This is a genomic window from Legionella bononiensis (assembly GCF_016786215.1).
In the GTDB taxonomy this organism is placed as follows: domain Bacteria; phylum Pseudomonadota; class Gammaproteobacteria; order Legionellales; family Legionellaceae; genus Legionella; species Legionella bononiensis.
Map to the genome: position 1 here is coordinate 148,923 of NZ_JADOBG010000023.1, position 22,883 is coordinate 171,805.

A 22,883-nucleotide genomic window follows, 5' to 3' on the forward strand; every position below is an offset into this window, starting at 1 on the left:
AAAAAATAATGTTCACATTTCCAAATATTGATCCCGTCGCCTTTTCTTTGGGGCCGGTAAAAGTGCATTGGTATGGTTTGATGTATTTGATCGGTTTTATAAGCGCCTGGTTACTGGGGTATTGGCGCATAAAGCATTATAAGCTGGACTGGACCTCGGATCAGCTCAGTGATTTGATATTTTATGGAGCATTGGGTGTTATTCTTGGTGGTCGTATAGGTTATATGCTTTTTTATAATACACAGGAGTTGATTCACCAACCCTGGATATTATTCAAAATTTGGGAAGGAGGAATGTCCTTTCATGGGGGCTTAATAGGTGTATTCATTGCCGTTTGGTTATTTGCTCATAAATTCAAGAAAACATTTTTGGAGGTAGGTGATTTTATCGCTCCCCTGGTTCCGGTAGGATTAGCAGCTGGAAGAGTAGGTAATTTTATAAATGGAGAGCTTTGGGGGCGGGTAACGGACGTTCCCTGGGCTATGATCTACAGTCATGTAGATAATCAGCCACGCCATCCTTCAGAGCTTTATGAGTTTGGACTTGAGGGCGTCGGATTATTTATTTTAGTCTGGTGCTATGCTTCAAAGCCGCGTCCGACAGGTCGAATATCTGCAGTGTTTTTAATGGGATATGCCGTGTGCCGCTTGATAGCGGAGTGTTTTCGAGAGCCCGATCCACAATTGGGTTATATAGCCTTTGGCTGGTTGACGATGGGTCAGATTTTATCTATTCCCATGCTATTATTAGGATTTTGGATATGGTGGCGGGCTAAACGATGAGAACTTATTTACAGTTGTTAGAGCATATTTTGCAGCATGGTAGTGAAAAAACGGATAGAACAGGTACGGGTACTTTGTCTGTTTTTGGATATCAAATGCGTTTTGATTTGCAACAAGGCTTCCCTTTAGTCACTACAAAAAAACTTCATATGCGCAGTATCGTGCATGAATTATTATGGTTTTTGCAGGGTGATACCAATATTGCCTATTTAAACGAAAATGGCGTGACGATTTGGGATGAATGGGCTGACACTAATGGTGATCTGGGTCCTGTATATGGTAGACAATGGCGAAGCTGGCCTACTGCAGATGGTCGGACTATCGATCAATTAAGTGAAGTGGTACAGCAGATTAAAACCAATCCTGATTCCCGACGTTTAATTGTCAGTGCCTGGAATGTTGGTGAGTTGGATAAAATGGCTCTGATGCCTTGTCACGCTTTATTCCAGTTTTATGTGGCAGACAATAAGTTATCCTGTCAATTGTATCAACGCTCCGCGGATGTCTTTTTAGGTGTGCCATTTAATATCGCTTCTTATGCGTTATTAACCCATATGGTCGCGCAGCAATGCCAGCTCGGAGTGGGTGATTTTGTATGGACAGGCGGCGATTGTCATTTATATCTTAATCATTTGGAACAAGCACGCACTCAAATAGCCAGAGAGCCTTTACCGCTCCCTACTTTAAATATTAAACGGAAACCAGAGTCTTTATTTGAGTATCAATTTGAAGATTTTGAGTTTGAGAATTATCAATTTCATCCTGCTATAAAAGCACCTATTGCGGTGTAAGCCTTTGTCTGATGGTTTTGGTGGTGACCCTTGGCACAAGGGTCCAATAAACCTTGTGTTTAATTTGCCCAAATAGTTGGATTTTAATTGTCACATATGGTTTAATATTTTCTTTAATGATTATATGAGAATCAAAATCGTGAAAAAAATATTGGTAATCCTGTTAATTTCCTTGTGCTGTGCTCCTGGTTATACCAGTAAACTCAGTAAATTTTTAAATAAAATGGATAACGAACAAAAACAGAGGGATGCCCAGGAGTGGCAGCAAGATATGAATTTCGGCGATTTTGTATTTCGATTGCAGCAACGCTATACCGATAATCATGGCCAACGGTGCCGAGATTATGAGTTCCGTGGACGTTCTAATCCATACAAGCATGGGTATTATACCGTTTGTGATGATCGCTAATTTAAATTATATCAATTCACTTTATGAGTTAACGGATCATCTTTTGCAGAATTATAAACAGCTCCATAATTCTGAGTAATCTCCTCATCATTTTAGCGAGGATAATGTTCTACTATGCAGAATGAGCATGTGTCTTTGCTTCGCTAAGTTCGCAAAGACGGGTATTAATATGCTTATTGTTCCAGTACACTCGGGTAGATTAATCGGCATTGCGTTTGAATCCTGATCAAGCTAAATAAAATTTGACTTATTTTAATAATTGTATTAAAGTTGTACATTTTATACCGATGAAGTTCTTTAATGTATTGCAAGAAGTGCTGTTTTACTCTGGAGTTATAGATGATACTGAGTCCGCTACGCTTTAATAATTCCCAATCTTTTTATGACTTTATAATTCGCTTGCAAAATTCCGGCTTGGTACAAATAGTCACGATTAATGGCCGACAAAAAATCGTACGCGCTTCTTTACAGAATTTAGAAAGCAAATTTTTAAAGGCAAATGATAATAACATTTATTTTTTGGATGATGTTCTCGAATTCCTTCATCAAGAAACAGCTGAATCATTAAGTCACTCGAGCATTAGATTTATAGACTCGCAGCATAAAGAGGTTACTCTGTCGCAAATTAAGTCCGATTTGACTTTATGTAATGAGCTGCAAGGGTCTAAAGAACCTGTTCTTTTAATGGAGCGTATGAATCCAGTTTTATATTCTTCTTCTCCATTTCCTTCCTTGGATAAATTGGAGGATGTCCTGAATGCTAAAACAAAATACGCTAATGCCCCATTTCATGATTCTGTAAAGGGTGCCAAGAACCGTTTAGGACTTATTCTGAATATATCTTTAGTCTCTAAATCACTCATGACGTTGACTGGTAATGAGATTATTCCAATTCCCACCCCGTTTCAGGCCACAGAGTTAATTACTCATATCAATAAAGACCTATTAAAAATAACAATAATTGAAGAGATTAAATTAAAACTATATTTATTAAATCAGATTGAACAATCAACAAATCTACAAAAAAAAGCTGAATTAACACGTTGGGTTGATGAACTTGATGTCAATATTTCAAATATCAAGGAAATACAACATAATTTATCAGAAATTTTAACGGATCAGCGTGATAAAATTCAAAAAGCAAAAAATAAATTTCTTCAAATAGTTCATCATGATGCCACTTTATACACTATTCATAACAAAATAAGGGATTTAAAAAATAAAATACAGGTTCAGGAACAGGATCTTCAGCGTCTTGAGAGCAACTACAAAATATTAAAACCATTGGCAGTGTATGGAGTGATGGTGGGACTGCCTGTTTTAGCAGTTGCTGCAGTTATTTTTGTTTCAGGATTATTGCTTCCTACCATGTATTTTGCTATGGCATTAGCCTTCATTAGCGTGATACTGATTACTTTAGGACTACTGTCTCAGACCCAGTTATTTACTAATAAAATTACTGATGGATTAACCCAATTGCAAGGGAGTATAGAGGCGAAATTCGATAATACTTTAGAACAAAAACGATCTGAAATTAATCATTTAAAGAGCCAAGTGGCAACTTTGGAAATTGATGTAAAATTTGCATCTGATTTTGTTGAAGTTGAACCGTCACTCAATTTGTCTCTTGATAACATGAGTCTTTTGAACAATGAAATTGAAGCGGATTTGCAAGAAATTGAGCAGATTGAAGGAAAGGATGGAACGCAAAACAAGAAAAAATCGGATGCTAAATTATTTGCTTCAAATGCAGGAAATATAAGTATCTTTAGCAGAGTCAGTAAATCGTTACCTCTGCCAGGCCGTACACCTCCGTCTGAGCATCAGTTAAGCCGTTCAAATTCCAACGTTGAATTGAGTATGTAGCCTTCATTCTTCAACGCGTTTGGGTCTTGCGTTCAAGCAAAATCTGTTGAGTATGCTAAAAGACTACGGTGTCCTTATTGCGAAAAGGTACGGAATATTTCAGGTAAGGTTATGGATTTATTTTGAGAGTAATCCACCCAAACTATTTTACTCATTCCTTGTGCCATGAGCACGTCCTCTTGATACAGATCATGATCCATAATCATGCTGGAATTACCGAGGCTGTGTACCTTGCTGATTATGGTGACAGTAGCGGGATAAATGACGGGTTTTAAAAAGGTACAGGCTACCTGTATTACTACCGGTCCAGTTTGTTCCGTCATTTTAATATCCAGGTCTCTTAACCACTCTATACGTGCTTCCTGAAAATAATCAAAATAACGGGCATTATTCACGTGGCCTAATGCATCCATATCGCCCCAAGCGATATTAAAGGTTTTTTTATGCACAGTAACTTTAGTGTCAGTCATGATAAGTCCAAAGGATCAACGTCCACATTCCAGCGAACGCCATTACTTAGTTTATTTATTGTTAACCACTCGCGTAATTGCGTCAATGAACTTTTTAATGCTTTTCTTGATGGAGACTTAATTAATAATTGCATGCGATGCTGATTGGCTTTACGAGGAAGCGGCGCCGGGGCTGGCCCCATCACGGTTACTGGATTAATTTGAATCCGATCTTTAGTGGCATGCAAAAATTTTAATACAGTACTGATGGTTTTACCTTGCGCCCTAATGACTGCCAAATAGTGAAAAGGTGGTAATTCTGCTTCTTTACGAGAGGTCAGTAAGGCATCAGCGAAGTGATCGTAACCTTGTTTGATGAGTAGATTGAGTAAAGGATGATTGGGTAAATGGGTTTGTATCAATACCTGACCAGGATGTTCAGCGCGACCTGCCCGTCCTGAAACCTGAGTTAATAGTTGCCCCAAATGTTCCGTCGCCCTGAAATCCTGATTATATAATCCTGCATCAGCATCCAGAACTACTACCAACGATAAGCGTGGGAAATGATGTCCTTTGGCTAACATCTGAGTACCCACGATTAATTGAACCTCTCCGTTGGCTATTTTATCCAGATGTTCATCCAAAGAATTTTTCTTACGAATGGCATCACGATCAATACGTAACACATTGATTTTGGGAAAACAGGAGCTTAGAAACTCGTGAACTCTTTGTGTTCCTGCGCCAACGGGAATTAACTCTTTACTGTGACATTTTTTGCATTGAGCAGGCATTCTTTGCGTTAATCCACAATGATGACATAGCAATTGGCCAGATTGTTTATGAAGAGTCAGATGACTGTCACAGGCTTTACAATCCGCCATCCATCCACATTCATGACACAATAATACAGGAGCAAACCCTCGGCGATTAATAAACACCAAAACCTGATTATTATTGTTTAAATGTTCTTCAATTATTTTTAATGTTGGGGTTGCCAATCCATGCTGCAGTGTCTGAGAGCGCAGATCAATTAATTGATAGTGTAGGGGTGTGGTAGATAAGGCTTTATGATTCAAACGCAGTAAGGTGTATTTATTTTGTCTGCAATTATGTACGCTTTCCAGACTTGGAGTGGCGGAACCGAGTATAATAGGAATATTGGCTAAATGAGCACGCATTAATGCGGTATCCCGGGCAGAATATCGTACCCCTTCCATCTGTTTTAATGAGCTGTCGTGTTCTTCATCAATAATAATTAAGCCCAATTCTGGCATGGGCGTAAATACCGCTGCTCTGGTTCCAATAATCATTTTAACATGATTTTCTTTTGCTAATTGCCAGGCAATTTGTCGTTCAGTTTCATTCAAATTAGAATGGATCACTGCTATAGGTTCTTTAAATCGTGCTGTAAAACGCGATAATAATTGCGGAGTTAATCCGATTTCGGGGACTAAAATCAGAACCTGTTTCCCTTGCGCTAGGACTTGCTCTATTACTTGTAAATAAACCTCGGTCTTCCCACTCCCGGTAATTCCCTGCAATAAGAAACACTGAAAAGAATGAAGATGATCTAATAGGATCAAGACAGCTACGGCTTGCTCGGGGTTTAGAGACAAGGGAGGGGAGCATATCTGGTCAGATTGCTCCGGTAGAATAATGCGTTGTGATAATGCAACAAGTTCTGCAGCGACCAAAGCCAATAACTGACTTGAATTAAAACCTTTCTTTGTTAAATACTGTTTTGAAACAGGTTCTTGGTGCCTATTGAGTAGTTCAATCAATTCCAGTTGTTTGCGAGAGCGTGCTGAAATTTTACTTCTTGCACGCTCAATCGGTACCGCTAATTGATAAAAATCTCCTGTTGGCAGTTGACAGGCTTGACCCAATCGATATTTTTTGGGTAAAGCCAAAGGCAATACCTCGGATAGAGGTGATTGATAATAACTCCCTATCCACCGGCACAGTTCGAGAATCTCTTGATCAATTATCGGGTATTCATCAATAACTGCACTGATACTCTTTAATGAAGTGGATGGGTGTTGTGAGGAGTTGCTGTCAACCACTATTCCTAATTTTGTTTGATTGCGAAATGGTACCCAAACCCTTGCGCCTATACATGGCTTGAACGCCTCGGTTGTATAGTCAAAAAAATCACGGCTGGTATGTGGGATACAAACTTGATAAACGGCCTTCATCTAATCTCTATGCCATTCATGACTGGCTGATTGTCCTGGTGCGGAGAATACTTTGACAACAACCTTATCAATACGATGTTTGTCCAGTTCTTCATGGTCCTTGATTAATTCATTGACAAACCAGCGAGACAGTTCTTCGACTGTAATATTAGTTAAGGGCATCAGAGTGACATCTTCTTTCAGGAACGGAATTTTCTTACCATTAAAAGTAAAATAATAGTATTCCGTATCCTCAGCATATTCCAGAAATGGTGAGAATTGCGGCATGAGAAATGTCTGATTCAATTGACGGCATAATTTATGGATGCGTTCTTTATAGTAACGGTAATCAAAGGTCATTCCATTTTCTTCAACCCAGGTAGACAGGGCCAGATAAACTCCATACATATGCCCATGCAAGGGTTCTCTTTCTGTAGCTGAGAAAATAGTGGTGTGTCCGGCGGAAAATTTCATGGATTCTTTTTGCAATTCCACCGTAGTCAGGTATTTTTTCATTTTATAAACTCACTCGTTTATCATTTAGGAGAAATCCATTCAAATCGATGTCCAGATTTTTGGTTAAGGCGATGACTTTAAACAACTCCCCCATCTCGCTGGGATCGGTCAACTGCTTTATGGCCTGTTTTGCTCGAAATAGTTCTTTTTCATTATCCAGCGTGTTGAGAAAGCTTAGCAGACCATTGGCCAGCAAAAAAGAGGCTTGATTAGTATAACCTGCAATATGAAATCCTGCCTGCTGCCCAGCTTCGGCAACATGGGTAAAATCAACATGGGCTGTTATATCTTGTTCACCGGGATGAAGTAAGGGATCCGGGTGAGCATGATGCTGATAGTGGCACATTAATGTCCCTTGATTTCGGTCGGGATGATAGTATTCGTGTCGTGGAAAGCCATAATCGATTAAAAATACGGCGCCCTGGTTTATCATTTTATAAATATTGACCAGCCAATCTTCGATGAACAAATTCACCTCCGATAGGTATTCTGTCGTCTGTTGCGGTAGATTATTTTTAATGTAGTTGGATAAGCGCTCGTTTTGGCAGGGTTTAAATTGTTCTGTTAATTCTCCAGCCTTGTTCAGACTTATATAGCTTTCCAGTATATTATTATCCTTTAGCATGAAACGGTTTACGGGCATGGCATCCAAAACCTCATTGGCCAATACTACGCCATTGAATGGAGTCTCAGGCCAACGTTCAAGCCAGAAAATCCTGTGCGCCAGGTGAGGAATCTTTTGTTGAAACAATTCCTGTTGGCGATGCCGTAAATTAGAGCTGACTTCAAGAATATAATAGGCATCAGGTAAACAATTCAGCTGTTCGAGCTGATTTAAAACATCAATACACAGGGCGCCAGTACCGGCTCCAAATTCAAACAAAACGGGATGTTCTACTGATGTTAGAATCTGCTTGCATTGATTAGCCAGCGTTTTGCCGAATAAAGGAGTTAATTCAGGGGCAGTAATAAAATCACCCTGCTTGCCCAATTTGGGTAATCCTGAACTATAATACCCTTCACCTGGAGCATACAAAGCCAATTGCATGAATTCTATAAAAGGTAGTTCCTGTTGTTCCTCAAGCTGAGTATGCAGTGTATGTATTAAGCTCATAATCGATTAAACTGTTTAAAAAAATGGGAACCATACCGTGAATCAGAACAACAAACAAGAAGCAAAGGTCGCATTGATCACCGGAGGCGCGAGGCGTGTAGGCGCAGCCATTGTTAAAAAACTGCATGGAGCAGGATATAAGGTTGTGATTCATTGTCGTTTTTCCTTGAACGATGCCCATGCCTTAGCCGTTGAGTTGAACACTAAGCGGGTAGATAGCGCTTTTGTATTACAAAGAGAGTTAACCGAAGAACATGCTGCTTTTGAGATGATCACGACAGTCTCAGAATGGGCTGGTCGTTTGGATTTATTAGTAAATAGCGCATCAGTTTTTATCCGAAATGATTCGGAAACATTCAACGAAGAGGATTGGCAAAAGCTGTTTGATACCAATGTGAAAACCCCTTTTTTACTCAGTCTCGCAGCGCGTCCCTTATTAAGCAAACATTTTGGCGCCATCATTAACGTGACCGATATTCATGCTCAAAAACCTCTTAAAGGCTATTCATTATATTGTCAAAGCAAAGCAGCGCTTGAGATGCAAACCAGGAGTCTGGCACGCGAATTTGCGCCTGCAATCAGGGTAAATGCTGTAGCTCCCGGTGCCATTGCCTGGCCAGAGGAGGCAAACAGTCTAAGCGTGAAGGAACAGCAGAATATTATTGATAAAACTCCACTAAAATGTCATGGGGATCCCGAATTTATTGCTCAGGCAGTTCTGGCTTTGGCTGAAAATCCTTTTATTACTGGACAGATCTTAAATGTAGATGGGGGCCGGAGCCTGATGGGCTAGATTATCAGTTGTATATTTTTAGAACATTGATTACCAGGATGTTCGCGCGTACTTAGGGTTTAGAGGATGTTTGCAAGCAAAAATTCATTAATCTCTGGTAACGAATTTAATTGATAAAATTGATTCAATTGAAGTTTATCCAGCTGGTGTTTGAAATAATAACGTACCAGCGATTTACTTTGCAGAATCGACTTATATTCATCCTCAAGGGTTTTGAGGCCCTCCAAATGCGCCATAAAGACGTGTATTTTTTCAAAGGCGTTTATATTCAAATCACGTTGTTCCAGTAATTCCTGATACAACCATGGGCGACCACTGCCTGCGCGGGCAATCATGAAGCCATCACAACCACTAATCTGCAGAGCATGATGCAAGCTGCTTGGAGTATTGATATCTCCATTGGCAATGACCGGAATGTTGATGTTCTGCTTTATAAACGCGATTTGATGTACATTGCTTTGAATATCATAATCATCAACCCATCGTCTTCCGTGTACGATTAGCGCATCGGCGCCCGCTTGTTCAATCTGTTGAGCCAGAAGTACATCGTTTTCATTACCTTGAATGCGAATTTTTATTGTGAGAGGAATGGAAATTGATGCACGTACTTTCTGGATGATTTTAATGAGCGTTTCCGGATTATCCAGTAAGGCACTGCCTGCTCCCTTTTTACGAATTTTAGTTTTGGGACATCCGCAGTTTATATCAATTAAGTCCGCGCCGAATGCTTGTAATTTAATGGCAGCCTGAGCCAGTATATCGGGGTCATTACCGGAAATTTGATAAGCCAGTAGGTTTTCCTTTGGCGACCGATAAATGTAACGTGAATGGTCCGCATGTTTGTTTAACACATCAACGGCAGAACTCATTTCTGATACGCAATATGCAGGAGGTGTGTATCGATGAAACAATTCTCTGAACGGGGCGCAACTGTAGCCTGCTAATGGACCTTGAATTAACCGATGAGGAAGTTCAAGGGAGCCTATTTGTAACGGGCTATTAATAATAGTGTGCATGCAATAAATTAAAGGATATAATTAACTTCAATTTTATCATAGATCCAACATGTAGAAGTAGTCATCATCAAAGTTTATGGATTTGATTAATCCGTACTATTTGGAACAGGAGAGACTCCAGATGGACAAGCGTTATTTATCGCCTTTGGAATTACTCAGTATAGCAACTCAACATGCCTATTCTGCCGATTATTTGCTGCAACAGATTTCACAGGGAATAATCAGGAATGGAGATTCTCTGGATTCATTCGCTCCTATAACCTCACTCATGTATCAGGCCTTTCAATTGACGCTTAAAGCATATTGTTTGCATGATCATCGACCAATCAAGGAATACAAAAACCTGATGGAACTGGTGGAGTTAAATGTTCATCTAGGGTTTTCTACCCAGGAGCTTTTTCTGTTAAAAACTTTATCAAGACAACAGGTGTTCAATAAAGGGATAGATTATGATTTATGGGAAAATCAGCAACAACTTCATGTCTTTTGCGAAAAAATAATTTCTTTATACGAGAGGGTTCAGACGATGATGCCGCTTGAACTGCATAGTGATTATCAATGATAGTTTATCCATAAAAGTTAAAAAATATATCAATCTGATCAGGGGTTATAGTGCCATTGTCAACAGCCCCTATGTAACATTACCCGACGAGTGCTGCAGATAGTAATCTTGATTAGTGAGTTAATTATTGTTAATAAATAGTGATTACAGTATATTTTATTGCCAATAGAATGGCGCTTGACCATAGTGACATTAAAGTAGTGTTATTGGGACGTGGTTGGTGATGTCATGGCAGGACAGCTACTTGGCATCTGGCTTGAATCACGTTAGGATAGGATTTTTTTCGAAAGGTAATTGTAATGGAGCAACTGGACGATAAACGTGTAGATACGGTTCAAAATCAGATATTGCAGTTAAGTAATCATCTTAATTCGCGGATTTTAGGACAAAAAGGCCTCATCTCTCGACTGTTAATTGCCTTGCTTGCAGATGGACATTTATTAGTTGAAGGTGCACCAGGTTTAGCTAAAACAAGGGCTGTAAAAGAGTTGTCGGATGGAGTTGAAGGTGATTTTCATCGTATACAATTTACTCCCGATCTTTTGCCCGGAGATTTAACCGGTACGGATGTCTATCATCCACAAAATGGTTCATTTGTATTTCAACCAGGCCCTATATTTCATCATCTTATTTTGGCGGATGAAATTAACCGTGCTCCTGCCAAAGTACAATCTGCCTTGCTTGAGGCAATGGCTGAGCGACAGGTTACAATTGGTGGCAAAACTTATCCACTGCCGGAATTATTTTTAGTCATGGCGACGCAAAACCCAATTGAACAGGAAGGTACATATCCACTTCCCGAGGCCCAGTTGGATCGATTTTTAATGTACGTTAAAATTGGATATCCTGATGCTCAGGTAGAGCATGAAATTCTTGCTTTGACTCGCAAGGAGGCATTGGGAGCAGCTGCGGTCAAACAAGAAAAATTCCCTAAATTACAGCAAAGCACTCTATTTGAAGCACGTAAGCAAGTATTAAGAGTACATACCAGCGAAGCATTGGAGAATTATCTGGTGCAGTTGGTGATTGCAACACGAAATCCTGGCGTCTATAGTGAAGAGCTGGGTCGCTGGTTGCGTTTTGGAGCCAGTCCGCGTGCCACTATAGCTTTAGATCGATGCTCAAAGGCACATGCCTGGCTTGCTGGACGAGATTATGTGATTCCGGATGATATCCATGTCATCGCCCATGATGTTCTGCGGCATAGAATACTGCTGAGTTATGAAGCTGAAGCTGAAGGAGTGAGCAGTGATGATTTTATCGACTCGTTATTACGCTTGGTTGCTATTCCTTAGAGGTTTTTATGGCAGATGGTGTTGTTGCTGAGCTAAATGAATTAATTGATCTGAGACGTTATGCTCAATCGATTCACTATAAACCTGAAGGCAGGGCGTTACGTTCTGGTTCTCACTTGTCCAAATTACGCGGTCGTGGAATGGATTTTGCCGAGGTGAGAAACTATCAGGCCGGTGATGAAATTCGCCATATGGAATGGCGAGTTACTGCTCGAACAGGAAGACCGCATGTAAAAATTTATCAGGAAGAACGAGAGCGCCCAGTAGTTATCCTTGCTGATTTTAATCCATCCATGATTTTTGGTACCCGTGTTGCCTTTAAATCAGTAGTTGCTGCACGATTAGCTGCGATTCTGGCATGGACTGTTATTAAACAAGGAGACAGGGTTGGCGGTTTCTTTTTTTCCGCTACAGAACATAGTGAATTTATTCCCCGTGGCCGTGATTCAGGAGTTCTTCCTTTATTGGCATCGCTCAGTCAATATACTTCTCAGACTGAAGCCCAACGGGAAGAAAAACCCAGATTGCTGAGTGATGCTCTTGTGAGATTGCGTCGAGTAGTAAGGCCTGGAAGTATTGTGGTATTAATCAGTGATTTTTATACGATGGATGCAGAATGTGAGAAACATTTGAATCGCTTGCGTGGTCATAATGATATTCTGGCATATCATATCTGTGACCGTGTTGAATTGGCTCCACCAAAGCCCGAACAGTACGCGATTACCAATGGACAGCATGAAATGATACTGGATACCAGTGTATCCGCGGTTAGTACTGCTTATGAGCAGTATTGCCTGCAAAGAATCGAGCAGTTAAGCGATCAGTTTAAACGCTTGCAAATTCAATACGTGCAGGCCACTTCCGAGATGAATTTGACCCAATTGGTTCGTCAGACGTTTCCAAGGAGGTCACGTGGCTAAAACAGATCCCTTGGCTCAATTAAAAGATATTCATCTGCCAGAACCCATTAGCTGGTGGCCTTTGGCTCCAGGATGGTATGTCGTGATGAGCGTGATATTTCTGCTCATTATTGGCATTTCCTATTGGGTTTATAAACGGCATATTAATGGTTTGGCAAAAAATAAGGCATTGAATTTACTAAGTATTTATAAAGAGAATTACATGAAGGATCGAAATGTCCAAATTGCCAGTGCTCGAGTTTCAGAGCTATTACGACGAGTTGCTTTAGTGTATTTTCCGAGAGCAGAGGTTGCCAGTATTCATGGTGATGACTGGATAGAGTTTTTAAATAAAACCAGCAAAAACATTGATTTTAAACCGGTTAAAGCCATGCTTTTGGATTCGCCTTTTAAAACAGCTGAGACCGTGAATTTGAATCCCTTGTTTACTCGCGCAGAGCAATGGATCCGGCAAAGGGGGGCTCCATGTTTGAACTCGTAAATCCTTGGGCGCTCATTGCTTTGCCTTTACCTTTGGTGATCTGGTATCTGTTACCCAGAGTAAAATCTACCTTACCCACTGCATTGAAAGTTCCCTTCTTTGAAGCAATGGTCGGTATAGTGGAACAGGAAAAACGTTCTGTTTCTGCCCAGAAATTATTAATCATCCCGGCTTTGATATGGTTGCTTCTTGTATTTGCTCTTTCCGGGCCACGTTGGGTTGGTGAACCTAAACCGGTTGCCAGAGAAGGCTACAACATCATGATGGTGCTTGATTTATCAGGTAGTATGGAAATTAACGACATGATATTACATGGTCGTCCAGTCAGCCGCTTATTGGTAGTGAAGCGAGCAGCAGAACAATTTGTACAGGATCGAATCGGTGACAGGATTGGCTTAATTCTTTTTGGAACTCGTGCCTATTTGCAAACCCCTCTAACTTATGACAAACACAGTGTATTGATGCGTATAGAAGATGCAACGGCAGGTTTAGCAGGAAAAACGACTTCAATCGGAGATGCTGTGGGCTTGGCTGTTAAACGATTGGATGAAGTGCCCAAAGAAGGCAGAGTGATCATTCTTTTGACTGATGGTGCGAATAACTCGGGAGTTCTTGCTCCATTAAAAGCCGCTGAATTAGCCCGTGATGATGGAATCAAAATTTATACGATTGGATTAGGTTCTGAGGCAGATCCTCGCGCTTTAAGCATGGATTTTTTTAATCAGAATGTTACGGCAGATCTTGATGAAGACACTTTAAAGAAAATGGCCGATATGACGGGTGGGCGTTATTTTCGAGCAACAGATACGGAGTCATTACAAACCATCTACCAAACCATTAATCAACTGGAAACCGTGAAGCAGGAGCAGTCTACTGTACGTCCACAGAAGGAATATTACCCTTGGTTTGTGGGTTTGGCGTTATTATTAAGTTTTTATTGGATAGGTAGAAAAGCTGCATTAGTACTTAACCTGAACGCATTTTTTCACGCTCGAGAGGAACTTAAGTCATGATGGCGGATTTTCATTTTTTAAGGCCATGGTGGCTATTGTTGATATTCCCATTAATTGGTTTGATCATTATATTATGGCGGCAAACTCCTCGATTGCATGCTTGGGGTGAGGTATGTGACAGCCATTTACTGGATCATTTAATTCAGAGTAAACGACAGGGAAAGCGAATGTTCTCCTTGTTCTTTTTATTATTGAGTGTTTTTTTCATGATCATCAGCATTGCTGGTCCCAGTTGGTATAAATTACCGGTAGCTACTTATAAGCCCATAGAGCCCAGAGTATTGGTATTGGATATGTCCGATAATATGATGGCCGCTGATTTGACCCCAGATCGTCTCAGCAGGGCTAAATTCAAATTGCATGATGTATTTACACGGAAAGATGTTGGGCAATTTGGATTGATCGTTTTTACCGGGGAACCTTTTGTAGTATCCCCGTTAACAGATGATGGGCAAACCATTTCTTCTCTTTTATCTTCTTTGACTCCGGATGTAATGCCTGTAGGAGGGCAAAATTTGGATAGTGCCCTAAATGAAGCCAGTCAATTGATAAGTCAAGCTGGGTATCAACATGGCCAAATTTTAGTGTTAACTGCCGATACGCCTTCTTCAGATGCCATTAATAAAGCGAAAAAACTGGCTCAATCCGGTATTATTTCCTCGATTTTACCCGTTAGAGCTGATAATAATTTAAATCCACTCTTTCAGAATTTTGCTCATGCGGGTAACGGTCAATTACTCAAGTATTCATCGGATTCAAGTGATTTGGAACAATGGTTAAACAATACTGGAAATGAGGAATATGCACTGAGCAAAGATGAGGACATCCCTCTGTGGAGAGATGAGGGAAGATGGTTTTTAATTCCTGCCTTATTGTTCTTATTGCCTGTATTTCAAAGGGGTTGGTTGCAGAGGGTGGCCGTATGATCCGCTGTTTGATATTTTTAATAATTACATTTACTTCCTGGCAATCTCGAGCATTTAGTTGGGCTGATTTGTGGTATACCCCAGATCAACAGGCTCAACAGTTAATGGAAAAAGGCCAGTTTAAGAAAGCAAAAGATACATTTGAGCGGGATGATTGGATTGCATCAGCCGCTTATCGATCCGGTGATTATGAACGAGCAGCTGAACTGTTTAAAGAATTAAATAATGAGCAAGGGTATTACAATCAAGGAAATGCATTAGCTCATATGGGAAAATATGAACAGGCTATAGATGCGTATAATAAAGCGTTAAAAATTAATCCTCATAATCAGGATGCACTGTATAATCGTAAATTGGTAGAGGAACTATTAAAGAAAGATAAAGAACAAAAACAGAATAAAGATAAAGAAGATAAGAACCAAAAAAATAAAGATCAAAAGAACAAAGATCAGCAGAACAAAGATCAGCAGAACAAAGATCAACAGAACAAAGATCAACAGAACAAAGATCAGCAGAGCAAAGATCAACAGAACAAAGATCAACAGAACAAAGATCAACAGAACAAAGATCAGCAGAACAAAGATCAGCAAAACAAAGATCAGCAGAACAAGGATCAGCAGAACAAAGATCAGCAGAACAAAGATCAGCAGAACAAGGATCAACAAAACAAGAATAAACAGAACAAAAATCAACAAAAACAAAATCAGCAGAATAACAAACAAGATCAAAATAAAAAAAATGAGAAACAACAGGAAGGCGATGCTCAATCTGAAGCGGAGCAGGAGAAACAACAAGCAAAACAGCAATGGTTACGCTTGATTCCTGACGATCCAGGTGGTTTGATGAGAGAAAAATTTTTACGCGATCATTTACGAAGAGAACGTGGGTGGTACCAATGAAAAAAATAATAGTATCGGTATTTTTATGGTGTTATGCACTGCTTGCAGTCGCTGAAATCCAGGTACAGGTCGAACCTTCGCAAGTGGCGATGGGGGATGTTTTTAAATTAATCATTACTGATGATAATCCACAAAATGGAGGTGTTCCTGATCTGACCGTATTACAAAAGGACTTTACCATTTACGGTACAGAACGTCACATTAATTACATATTAATCAATGGTCAGGCTCAAACAGCCAGTCAATGGATTATTTCACTAAAAGCCTTAAAGCCAGGTATATTGACTATACCTGCAATAAAACTTGGATTGGATAAGAGCAATCCTATTACGATAAATGTGGATGGCAATCAAACAAATCAGGATTTTCAGGGAAATTCTGCGCAACAACAGGACGTTGTTTTGACTGCGGGCGTTAATGAAAAGAAACCTTATGTTAATCAACAGATCATTTATACTGTTAAATTATATAATAGTAAAAGACTCCTGGATGCGGAATATCAGGGTCCTCAAGTGGATAATGCTCTATTAATACCTCTTGGAGATGCCAAGCGTTATCAAACAATACAAAATAATGTTAATTATGTTGTAGAAGAGCAGAGTTATGCTATTTTTCCGCAAAAAAGCGGTACTCTAAATATTATTTCTCCAACGTTTACCGCTCTGATTTACGATATAAATTCTCAGCGGATTAAAGTTGCAGATAAAACAATCAAGTTAAACGTACAGCCTATTCCTGTTCAATATAAAGGTAAATTATGGTTGCCTGCAAAACAGGTTAAATTAACAGAACAGTACGAAAACTCTAATCAGACTATTGGACAAGGAAGTACCTTAACCCGAACTGTAACGCTTGAAGGTGTTTCTATACCCGCTCAATTATTGCCCAGCCTTGTTTTTGAAGAAACGGATGGGTTTAGTGTGTATCCCGAAAAAGGAGCTGATAAAAATCAGGTGAAACAAGGCGAGTTGGTAGGCAGCACTGAATTTAAAGTGACCTATTTGTTTAATAAAGCAGGGAAAATTACCATCCCTGAATTACGTCTTCACTGGTTTAATACTGAAACAGGCAAGGATGAGGTCGCTGTTTTGCCTCCTCGAAGTATGGAAATCACTCCTGCTTTATCAACCAGCTCTGATAAGACTATACCCCAGAATAGTACTGTAAATCAGGTGACAGAGAAAACCGGACGGGTAATTGATAGCAATTCAAAGTCTTCAGTTAATTGGGCCTGGATAGTCGCAATACTCTTTGCTTTTGCCTGGATAGCAACGTTGGTGTTGTGGGGGTGGCAAAAACGTACACGTCATACAGATAAAAAACAAGCCAGGAATGCATTGGCTGAATTAAATAAAGCATGTATGGAATGTAATCCTAAAAAAGCACGTGATGCGTTATTGAAATGGGGTATGGTGCAATGGCCTGACGCCCCGTTATTGAATCTTTCTGACTTGACCAAACTGGTTAGAGACGCGCATTTAAAAAAACAAATTCACTTATTGTCTCAGGTCTTATACAAGAGCGATGAGAAAGTATTATGGCGAGGTGATGAGTTATTGCGCGCCGTACTTGCTCTTAAACGATCGAATGCGGATAAGAAACAGAGTTCCAACATATTACCCCCTATAAATCCATTTTAATGCACGAGATCAAGCAAGAATTGCCTTCTCCCTTAGGGAGAAGGCAATTTTAGTGAGATCTTGATGACCTTTGAAATGAAACATTGAGTATTTTTGTCCAAAAAATTAGGGTTAATTGGAGGCATTGCATTCGGGATGCCTTTCGTCGGGGTTCTTGAGAAGTTACGCGAATTAGTTTTAAATAATTGATTCCTATGCTAATTTAATTTGTGCAATATATTGCTTCGATATATATATCGCAACGCACTGTATGTTTTTTTGCAAAACAACGGTAGCGATAAGATCTTGCATTAAAACGAATGGATGTTTTTTAATGAAGTTAGATTAGCGAGGAATTATATGAAAAAACTACCTTCCAAGGTGATTTTTATTGGCGCAGGACCTAGCGCTTTATTTGCTGCGCGTAAACTGACACAGATAGCCAAAGAACAAAAAGAACAAATTGAACTGGTTTTTTTGGAGCGTGATGATCAGGTCGGTGGCAAGTGTCGTACTTATCCCGAATCAAGACATCCGGATCTGAAAACTGAACTGGGCGCTGGAGCTGTTGCACCTAATTATGGGGTGGTGATTGATGCGTTAATCGAGAATGGGTTATCTTACGAAACAATGGTACCAATGGCTCAGGAAACTGTTGAAATTCAAGAAAAATATAATTCATTATCTTTAACTGAAAAAATAGTGTTTGTTAAAGAGCTAGTCAGTGAAATGTCAACGTTCAATAGCGATTATGATGTGTATCAAGACGCAAAACAAAACAAAAAACAACTTCATGCAGATTTACAACTTCCCTTTACTGAGTACTGTACATTAAGAGGAATAAAACACCTGCCACTTTTGACAAAACCTTTTGTTCCTGGTTTTGGTTATGGTGCTATAACCCATTGCCCTACATACAGCGTTCTCGAATATCTAGGTAAAATGACCCTGCCTGATCTTGCTTTGGTCGAACACCTATTTAAGCAACCTTCTTTATTAGCGATACACGGCGGATTTCAGTTGCTGATGCAACAAATTGCCAGCAAATTTGATGTTCGCTTAAATGCTAATGTAACTCACATCGAGCGGGAGTCAGATAATGTCACCGTTCATTATGAGCAAAACGGAATTAAATATACAGAAACAGCAGATACTTTGGTGTTAGCGACCTCTCCTAAAAATTGGCCATCCCTTGGCATGAAACTTACAGATACAGAAATCAAATGCGTGGAGCAATTGGAGTATTATAGATATCCTGTTGCTGTTTATAAGATTAAGGGATTGCCACCGCATCAATATTATTTCCCACAAGGGCTTGATGAAACCGGGTTTGGACATCTGGCTCTTATTACGACCCGTGATAATCGCAAGGATCCGGAAGATGGTAGATTCTGCACTGTCTATGTCAATTTACCACCAAATCATAATGATTTTACCTTTGATCACGCCGCGTTGATTAAAGAGCTAAAAACTATTGAAGGTGTCACCGAGGTTGAGGTTATTAAAGAGAAAATTTGGGAAGATTACATGTCCACTCTTCCATGGGATGTTCGTTTGGAGCTGGATAAAGAACAACAATCAGGGAATACCATTTACCTGGGATCCTATGTTTTAGGTGGTTTTGAGGACGTAGTGTGTGTCGGTAATAAAGCGACTGATACGATGAGCGAGTTATTTACCCCTACTCCTACTTTTGAAGAGAATTTCTCGTTTAAAAATATAAAGAGAGGAATTCAGTTTTTTACGGCTCCGGTGTTTCCACCGCTTAATACTTTTGATAAAGCAATGCAAGAAGAAAAGCGATGCCTTATTTTATAATTATCGTAATAATCAGCTTCAGGCCTTTGTAGTTTAAAGGCTTGGTCTCGTCAACGTTCATTCAGTTTACAACGTGAATTTTTGCATCATTTATAAAGAAGTTGTACATATTCCTCGCTATTTGTTGAACATCATATTATAATTTTAATTACTTGTGAGGTTATGATTTTCGGATAACATTCAGTTTTTCGCGAGATTCAATCTTGAGCGGTAATGAGAGTTGCGAATATATTGCGCTAAAAAAAATCGTATTTTATCCATGTATTTCATCACAGGTTCATGTTTAATTTTAATTGGAAAGTAGAAATGTCTGTTAAAGAAACTGGTCACGTTAAGTGGTTCAATGATGATAAAGGTTATGGCTTCATAAGTCGTGATAATGGTCAGGATGATGTTTTTGTCCACTTCAGATCCATTATCAGTAGTGCAGGACGTAAAACTTTAGTGGAAGGTCAACGCGTTGAGTTCCTCGTAACTAAAGGTGCGAAAGGACTGCAAGCTGAGGAAGTAACCGCTTTATAATTGCGCTTATTCTCGAATTATCTCACTCATGTTGTTTGCGTCAGTGCAACGACAGGAGTGAGAAATTTTATAATTTCAGTATCAGGCGAAATAGGTAAACAATACACTCTATTTCATCTCATACCTGTTCATTCCAGGTTGCATTTACAGAACTTGGAAGGTGTATCCATTGTATGCAATTTCTTAAGATAACTTATTTTTTATTGATAATTTGCACTGAAACCTGTTTTGTATAAAAACTTGCGGTAAGGTATCGGTAGGTTACTTTATTATTCTGGGTCCACTCCTGAAATGCCTTAAATTCATCCTGACGCCAGTTTGTATTCCCAATGTATTCGTCAAAAACGATGATGGTTCCAGGAATTATCTGTTCGGTTAACTCATCCAAAACCAGTTTTGTTGATGAGTAGAGATCGCAATCAATATTGATAAAAGCTACCGGCTCAGGATGTTTCTGTTTGAAATCGGGTAAGGTTTCATTAAACCAACCTGCAATAAGCTCAATATTATCGGCAAGTTGTGGGATAATTCCTTTAGTAGAATAAGATCCAGCATGTTCATGATGCCATCGTTCTGGCAACCCTTGAAAACTGTCAAAACCAAAGATCTTGCGATCAAAAAACAGAGTGCCAAGATGGGATATGGAATAACCGAAGCGAACACCAAACTCAAGAATTAAACCTTCTTTAAGTACTTGTGGTGCTAATTCTTCAAAAGTTTGGTACGTGGTTCCAGTGCAAACTAATTTTTTTTTCGCTTTTTTTGACAGGTAATGAGCCGCATCAATGAGGTCAAAACGTTTGAATGATCTGTAGGTATCAATTGGTGTTTTGTTCCTCTTATCCAGAATGTCCAAAGCAATTCGTTGACAGCAATAGTAATCAGGAGATGAAACTCGTTTGATTGCATTATCTAAAACAGAACGAATCGCTGTTTTATTATTTAATGCCAGATATACCGCATGAAGTAAAATGGCAATGGATCCATCTTTATCAGTAGCCTCCATAGGTACTAATAATTCGCGTGCTTGTTCAATCTGATTCATGTCAAGATAAATTAATGCCTTAGCCCAGTTTGTAATTGGAGTATGGACATGTTCCAGTCGTGGAAGCAAAGTATAGGCGTGTTTTATTCTACCTTGCTGTCTTAAGGCATAAAGATAATAAGCTAAACTGCTCGGATCAATGTGATCAATCTCGAAAGTCTCATAGAGACGACAGGCTTCAAATGAATAATGAGCATGAGCCAGCGTTTTTGCAGTCATTAAGCCGATTTCAATTTTGAATTGGCTGAATAAATAAGCCTGCCAAAACATTGTTGCGGCCTCAATGGATTTGCCCATACGCAAAAGTACAGAACCTTTTTGATAGTACGCTTCATAAAATTGCGGACTTGCAGCAATAGTTTGATCATAAAAGCTTAGAGCTAAAGGCAAATCTCCTTGTTCCAATGCTTTATCACCTGCAGCTTTTAAGTGCTTGGGATCTGCCATGACCATTATAATTCTCCCGTCCTTCAGGACTTGTGAAAAACGCCCAATCTCTTCGTTAAAAGAAATTTTTAATTCGGTCATTTAGTTTATCTAAACTCCCTCATTAAAAATTTCATTTGCCCCGAGCATGATGTTTTTTTGTAAGTCCTGTCCTTTTATGCATAGATTCTGTCTTTTAAAAAAGCAAACTGCATTAGAAATATAAGATAGCTACTATTTATCCTAGACCAGTTTTGCTAAATTTTTAAGCCGATGGATAAAGAAAAAATCCTTATTTATCAATTTTGATCACGGAATTGTTAAAAGCTGGCTTTCGAAAAGGACTTAGGTATAATGTTCATACCAAACTATGGTCAGGATGCCTAATGATAAAATTTATCACCCTGTTGTTCCTTGCTTTTTCTGTAAATGTAAACGCTTTAAATGCAGTAAGTGGTACTTTCGAAGCGACGAAATCATGTCCTGCTTATCTCTCCAAGAATAAAAAAACAAATCCCGACAATTTAATGGTGCAAATACACCAACAGTATCAGTTAAAAGAAATTAACAAAAGTCCACCGGACTGGTTGCGCATTGTTATGCCAGAAAGTCATAATTCCTTACGCTGGGTAAGCGCAGATTGTGGCCTCACTGAATATACTGAACGTAATTCCGAAAAATGCGATTCTCGAGCCGGTATGGCGGATTCGCACGTTCTAGCCCTCAGTTCACAGCCTGGATTTTGTCAAACTTATGGTTATGAGGCAGGTAAACCTGAATGCAGAAAATTAACTGGAACTTCATATCAGGCTAATCATTTGACTTTGCATGGATTATGGCCTAACCAGGAAAATTGTGGTCAACGATATGGATTTTGTGATGTGAAACCTCGATCCAATCACTGCGATTATTCTCCCCTGAATTTGTCTTCACAGGTAGGAGAGCAGCTTAAAATACTAATGCCCAGTTATAAATACGGTAGTTGTTTAGAACGACATGAGTGGAACAAGCATGGTAGTTGCCAGGTGTTAACTCCAGATAATTATTTTTCATTGGCAATGAGGTTAGTGAGCGAAGTGGATGATTCTGTTTTTGGACGATTTTTAACAGATCATAAAGGCAAGACAGTAAAATTATCGCTTTTACGGGAGCACATCAGCCAAGCTTTTGGGTCAAACAACGCAGGTAAAATTTATCTGGGGTGTAAGGACGGTTACCTGGTAGATGTATTTATTCAATTACCGGCCTTAATTCCTTTTAATGAGTCTGTGGCATCTTTGATTAATAAAGCTCCTGATAACCAATATCATGATTCCTGTTCCAGTAATGTAACCATTTCAGATTTTAGTAAGGAGTCCTGGTATTAGAGGGGTTTGTTATGGCTAAATAACCATTTGGCCAGTGACTAATCGAGATGCTGCCTTGCACATTGCTATAACTTACTCTA

22 protein-coding genes are annotated in these 22,883 nt (G+C 39.4%); 15 read left to right on the top strand and 7 right to left on the bottom strand.

The genetic code is table 11. The annotated features are described in order from the left end of the window. Positions 1 to 8 precede the first annotated feature (8 nt). The 4 genes from lgt to IZU94_RS17415 all read left to right on the top strand — a co-directional run bounded on the left by lgt (position 9) and on the right by IZU94_RS17415 (position 3,848). Entirely contained in the window at positions 9 to 782 is a 774-nt protein-coding gene (lgt, locus tag IZU94_RS17400; RefSeq protein ID WP_203113719.1) for a prolipoprotein diacylglyceryl transferase, read from the top strand. Then, a complete protein-coding gene (gene thyA / locus IZU94_RS17405) occupies positions 779 to 1,573 on the top strand; it encodes a thymidylate synthase (protein WP_203113720.1) in 795 nt (264 codons plus the stop codon). Before lgt ends, thyA begins: the two co-directional genes overlap by 4 nt. 139 nt (positions 1,574 to 1,712) lie before the next feature. Next, positions 1,713 to 1,982, top strand: coding sequence for a hypothetical protein (locus tag IZU94_RS17410; RefSeq protein ID WP_203113721.1), 270 nt, complete (start codon positions 1,713 to 1,715; stop codon positions 1,980 to 1,982). Between the two features lie 339 nt (positions 1,983 to 2,321). Next, positions 2,322 to 3,848, top strand: coding sequence for a hypothetical protein (locus tag IZU94_RS17415; protein WP_203113722.1), 1,527 nt, complete (start codon positions 2,322 to 2,324; stop codon positions 3,846 to 3,848). 74 nt (positions 3,849 to 3,922) lie between these two features. Here the strand turns inward: IZU94_RS17415 and IZU94_RS17420 are convergent, their stop codons facing one another. Genes IZU94_RS17420 through IZU94_RS17435 form a run of 4 tightly spaced genes read right to left on the bottom strand, consistent with a single transcriptional unit; the run spans position 3,923 to position 8,101 of the window. Beyond that, complete coding sequence (locus IZU94_RS17420) at positions 3,923 to 4,318, bottom strand: acyl-CoA thioesterase (protein ID WP_203113723.1); 396 nt, start codon at positions 4,316 to 4,318, stop codon at positions 3,923 to 3,925. Beyond that, positions 4,315 to 6,492 carry a primosomal protein N' gene (locus IZU94_RS17425; RefSeq protein ID WP_203113724.1) on the bottom strand — a complete coding sequence of 726 codons (2,178 nt, stop codon included), beginning with the start codon at positions 6,490 to 6,492 and terminating at the stop codon, positions 4,315 to 4,317. The genes IZU94_RS17420 and IZU94_RS17425 overlap by 4 nt, the downstream gene beginning before the upstream one ends. Next, positions 6,493 to 6,987, bottom strand: coding sequence for a 6-pyruvoyl trahydropterin synthase family protein (locus tag IZU94_RS17430; protein WP_203113725.1), 495 nt, complete (start codon positions 6,985 to 6,987; stop codon positions 6,493 to 6,495). 1 nt (position 6,988) lies between these two features. Next, on the bottom strand, positions 6,989 to 8,101 hold the full coding sequence (locus IZU94_RS17435) for a class I SAM-dependent methyltransferase (protein ID WP_203113726.1): 1,113 nt from the start codon (positions 8,099 to 8,101) through the stop codon (positions 6,989 to 6,991). Between the two features lie 37 nt (positions 8,102 to 8,138). On the opposite strand from IZU94_RS17435, the gene IZU94_RS17440 reads away from it, so the two are divergent. Further along, the gene (locus IZU94_RS17440) at positions 8,139 to 8,894 is read left to right on the top strand and encodes a pteridine reductase (protein ID WP_203113727.1); all 756 of its coding nucleotides are present in this window, start codon (positions 8,139 to 8,141) and stop codon (positions 8,892 to 8,894) included. Positions 8,895 to 8,953: 59 nt separating this feature from the next. Here IZU94_RS17440 and IZU94_RS17445 read toward each other — a convergent pair whose 3' ends face one another. Next, the gene (locus IZU94_RS17445) at positions 8,954 to 9,910 is read right to left on the bottom strand and encodes a tRNA dihydrouridine synthase (RefSeq protein ID WP_203113728.1); all 957 of its coding nucleotides are present in this window, start codon (positions 9,908 to 9,910) and stop codon (positions 8,954 to 8,956) included. Positions 9,911 to 10,031: 121 nt separating this feature from the next. Between IZU94_RS17445 and IZU94_RS17450 the strand changes: the two genes are divergently transcribed. From IZU94_RS17450 to IZU94_RS17475, 6 genes are all read left to right on the top strand, one after another. After that, the gene (locus IZU94_RS17450) at positions 10,032 to 10,472 is read left to right on the top strand and encodes a hypothetical protein (RefSeq protein ID WP_203113729.1); all 441 of its coding nucleotides are present in this window, start codon (positions 10,032 to 10,034) and stop codon (positions 10,470 to 10,472) included. 299 nt (positions 10,473 to 10,771) lie between these two features. After that, positions 10,772 to 11,767: an AAA family ATPase gene (locus IZU94_RS17455; RefSeq protein ID WP_238400582.1), complete on the top strand. Its 996-nt coding sequence runs from the start codon at positions 10,772 to 10,774 to the stop codon at positions 11,765 to 11,767. 8 nt (positions 11,768 to 11,775) lie between these two features. Then, complete coding sequence (locus tag IZU94_RS17460) at positions 11,776 to 12,687, top strand: DUF58 domain-containing protein (protein WP_203113730.1); 912 nt, start codon at positions 11,776 to 11,778, stop codon at positions 12,685 to 12,687. Beyond that, positions 12,680 to 13,168, top strand: coding sequence for a DUF4381 domain-containing protein (locus tag IZU94_RS17465; RefSeq protein ID WP_203113731.1), 489 nt, complete (start codon positions 12,680 to 12,682; stop codon positions 13,166 to 13,168). The genes IZU94_RS17460 and IZU94_RS17465 overlap by 8 nt, the downstream gene beginning before the upstream one ends. After that, positions 13,153 to 14,181 carry a vWA domain-containing protein gene (locus tag IZU94_RS17470; RefSeq protein WP_203113732.1) on the top strand — a complete coding sequence of 343 codons (1,029 nt, stop codon included), beginning with the start codon at positions 13,153 to 13,155 and terminating at the stop codon, positions 14,179 to 14,181. The genes IZU94_RS17465 and IZU94_RS17470 overlap by 16 nt, the downstream gene beginning before the upstream one ends. After that, complete coding sequence (locus IZU94_RS17475) at positions 14,178 to 15,107, top strand: vWA domain-containing protein (RefSeq protein ID WP_203113733.1); 930 nt, start codon at positions 14,178 to 14,180, stop codon at positions 15,105 to 15,107. The genes IZU94_RS17470 and IZU94_RS17475 overlap by 4 nt, the downstream gene beginning before the upstream one ends. Before the next feature lie 315 nt (positions 15,108 to 15,422). On the opposite strand, the gene IZU94_RS18500 is transcribed toward IZU94_RS17475, so the two are convergent. Next, the gene (locus tag IZU94_RS18500; RefSeq protein WP_369410909.1) at positions 15,423 to 15,905 is read right to left on the bottom strand and encodes a pentapeptide repeat-containing protein; all 483 of its coding nucleotides are present in this window, start codon (positions 15,903 to 15,905) and stop codon (positions 15,423 to 15,425) included. Between the two features lie 97 nt (positions 15,906 to 16,002). Between IZU94_RS18500 and IZU94_RS17485 the strand changes: the two genes are divergently transcribed. From IZU94_RS17485 to IZU94_RS17495, 3 genes are all read left to right on the top strand, one after another. Beyond that, positions 16,003 to 17,646 carry a BatD family protein gene (locus tag IZU94_RS17485; protein WP_203113734.1) on the top strand — a complete coding sequence of 548 codons (1,644 nt, stop codon included), beginning with the start codon at positions 16,003 to 16,005 and terminating at the stop codon, positions 17,644 to 17,646. 339 nt (positions 17,647 to 17,985) lie between these two features. Further along, complete coding sequence (locus IZU94_RS17490) at positions 17,986 to 19,443, top strand: FAD-dependent oxidoreductase (protein ID WP_203113735.1); 1,458 nt, start codon at positions 17,986 to 17,988, stop codon at positions 19,441 to 19,443. 306 nt (positions 19,444 to 19,749) lie between these two features. After that, positions 19,750 to 19,965: a cold-shock protein gene (locus tag IZU94_RS17495; RefSeq protein ID WP_018578299.1), complete on the top strand. Its 216-nt coding sequence runs from the start codon at positions 19,750 to 19,752 to the stop codon at positions 19,963 to 19,965. 193 nt (positions 19,966 to 20,158) lie between these two features. Here the strand turns inward: IZU94_RS17495 and IZU94_RS17500 are convergent, their stop codons facing one another. Next, positions 20,159 to 21,538, bottom strand: a complete 1,380-nt coding sequence (locus IZU94_RS17500) for a class I SAM-dependent methyltransferase (protein WP_238400724.1) — start codon at positions 21,536 to 21,538, stop codon at positions 20,159 to 20,161. A gap of 284 nt (positions 21,539 to 21,822) precedes the next feature. On the opposite strand from IZU94_RS17500, the gene IZU94_RS17505 reads away from it, so the two are divergent. Continuing rightward, entirely contained in the window at positions 21,823 to 22,803 is a 981-nt protein-coding gene (locus IZU94_RS17505; protein ID WP_203113736.1) for a ribonuclease T2 family protein, read from the top strand. Positions 22,804 to 22,883 lie beyond the last annotated feature (80 nt).

Bases quoted from the DNA above. Each gene is read 5' to 3' on its own strand.
- lgt (WP_203113719.1), top strand. From the start codon at position 9: ATGTTCACATTTCCAAATATTGATCCCGTCGCCTTTTCTTTGGGGCCG.
- thyA (WP_203113720.1), top strand. From the start codon at position 779: ATGAGAACTTATTTACAGTTGTTAGAGCATATTTTGCAGCATGGTAGT.
- IZU94_RS17415 (WP_203113722.1), top strand. From the start codon at position 2,322: ATGATACTGAGTCCGCTACGCTTTAATAATTCCCAATCTTTTTATGAC.
- IZU94_RS17420 (WP_203113723.1), bottom strand. From the start codon at position 4,318: ATGACTGACACTAAAGTTACTGTGCATAAAAAAACCTTTAATATCGCT.
- IZU94_RS17425 (WP_203113724.1), bottom strand. From the start codon at position 6,492: ATGAAGGCCGTTTATCAAGTTTGTATCCCACATACCAGCCGTGATTTT.
- IZU94_RS17430 (WP_203113725.1), bottom strand. From the start codon at position 6,987: ATGAAAAAATACCTGACTACGGTGGAATTGCAAAAAGAATCCATGAAA.
- IZU94_RS17435 (WP_203113726.1), bottom strand. From the start codon at position 8,101: ATGAGCTTAATACATACACTGCATACTCAGCTTGAGGAACAACAGGAA.
- IZU94_RS17445 (WP_203113728.1), bottom strand. From the start codon at position 9,910: ATGCACACTATTATTAATAGCCCGTTACAAATAGGCTCCCTTGAACTT.
- IZU94_RS17450 (WP_203113729.1), top strand. From the start codon at position 10,032: ATGGACAAGCGTTATTTATCGCCTTTGGAATTACTCAGTATAGCAACT.
- IZU94_RS17455 (WP_238400582.1), top strand. From the start codon at position 10,772: ATGGAGCAACTGGACGATAAACGTGTAGATACGGTTCAAAATCAGATA.
- IZU94_RS17460 (WP_203113730.1), top strand. From the start codon at position 11,776: ATGGCAGATGGTGTTGTTGCTGAGCTAAATGAATTAATTGATCTGAGA.
- IZU94_RS17470 (WP_203113732.1), top strand. From the start codon at position 13,153: ATGTTTGAACTCGTAAATCCTTGGGCGCTCATTGCTTTGCCTTTACCT.
- IZU94_RS17475 (WP_203113733.1), top strand. From the start codon at position 14,178: ATGATGGCGGATTTTCATTTTTTAAGGCCATGGTGGCTATTGTTGATA.
- IZU94_RS17485 (WP_203113734.1), top strand. From the start codon at position 16,003: ATGAAAAAAATAATAGTATCGGTATTTTTATGGTGTTATGCACTGCTT.
- IZU94_RS17490 (WP_203113735.1), top strand. From the start codon at position 17,986: ATGAAAAAACTACCTTCCAAGGTGATTTTTATTGGCGCAGGACCTAGC.
- IZU94_RS17495 (WP_018578299.1), top strand. From the start codon at position 19,750: ATGTCTGTTAAAGAAACTGGTCACGTTAAGTGGTTCAATGATGATAAA.
- IZU94_RS17500 (WP_238400724.1), bottom strand. From the start codon at position 21,538: ATGACCGAATTAAAAATTTCTTTTAACGAAGAGATTGGGCGTTTTTCA.
- IZU94_RS17505 (WP_203113736.1), top strand. From the start codon at position 21,823: ATGATAAAATTTATCACCCTGTTGTTCCTTGCTTTTTCTGTAAATGTA.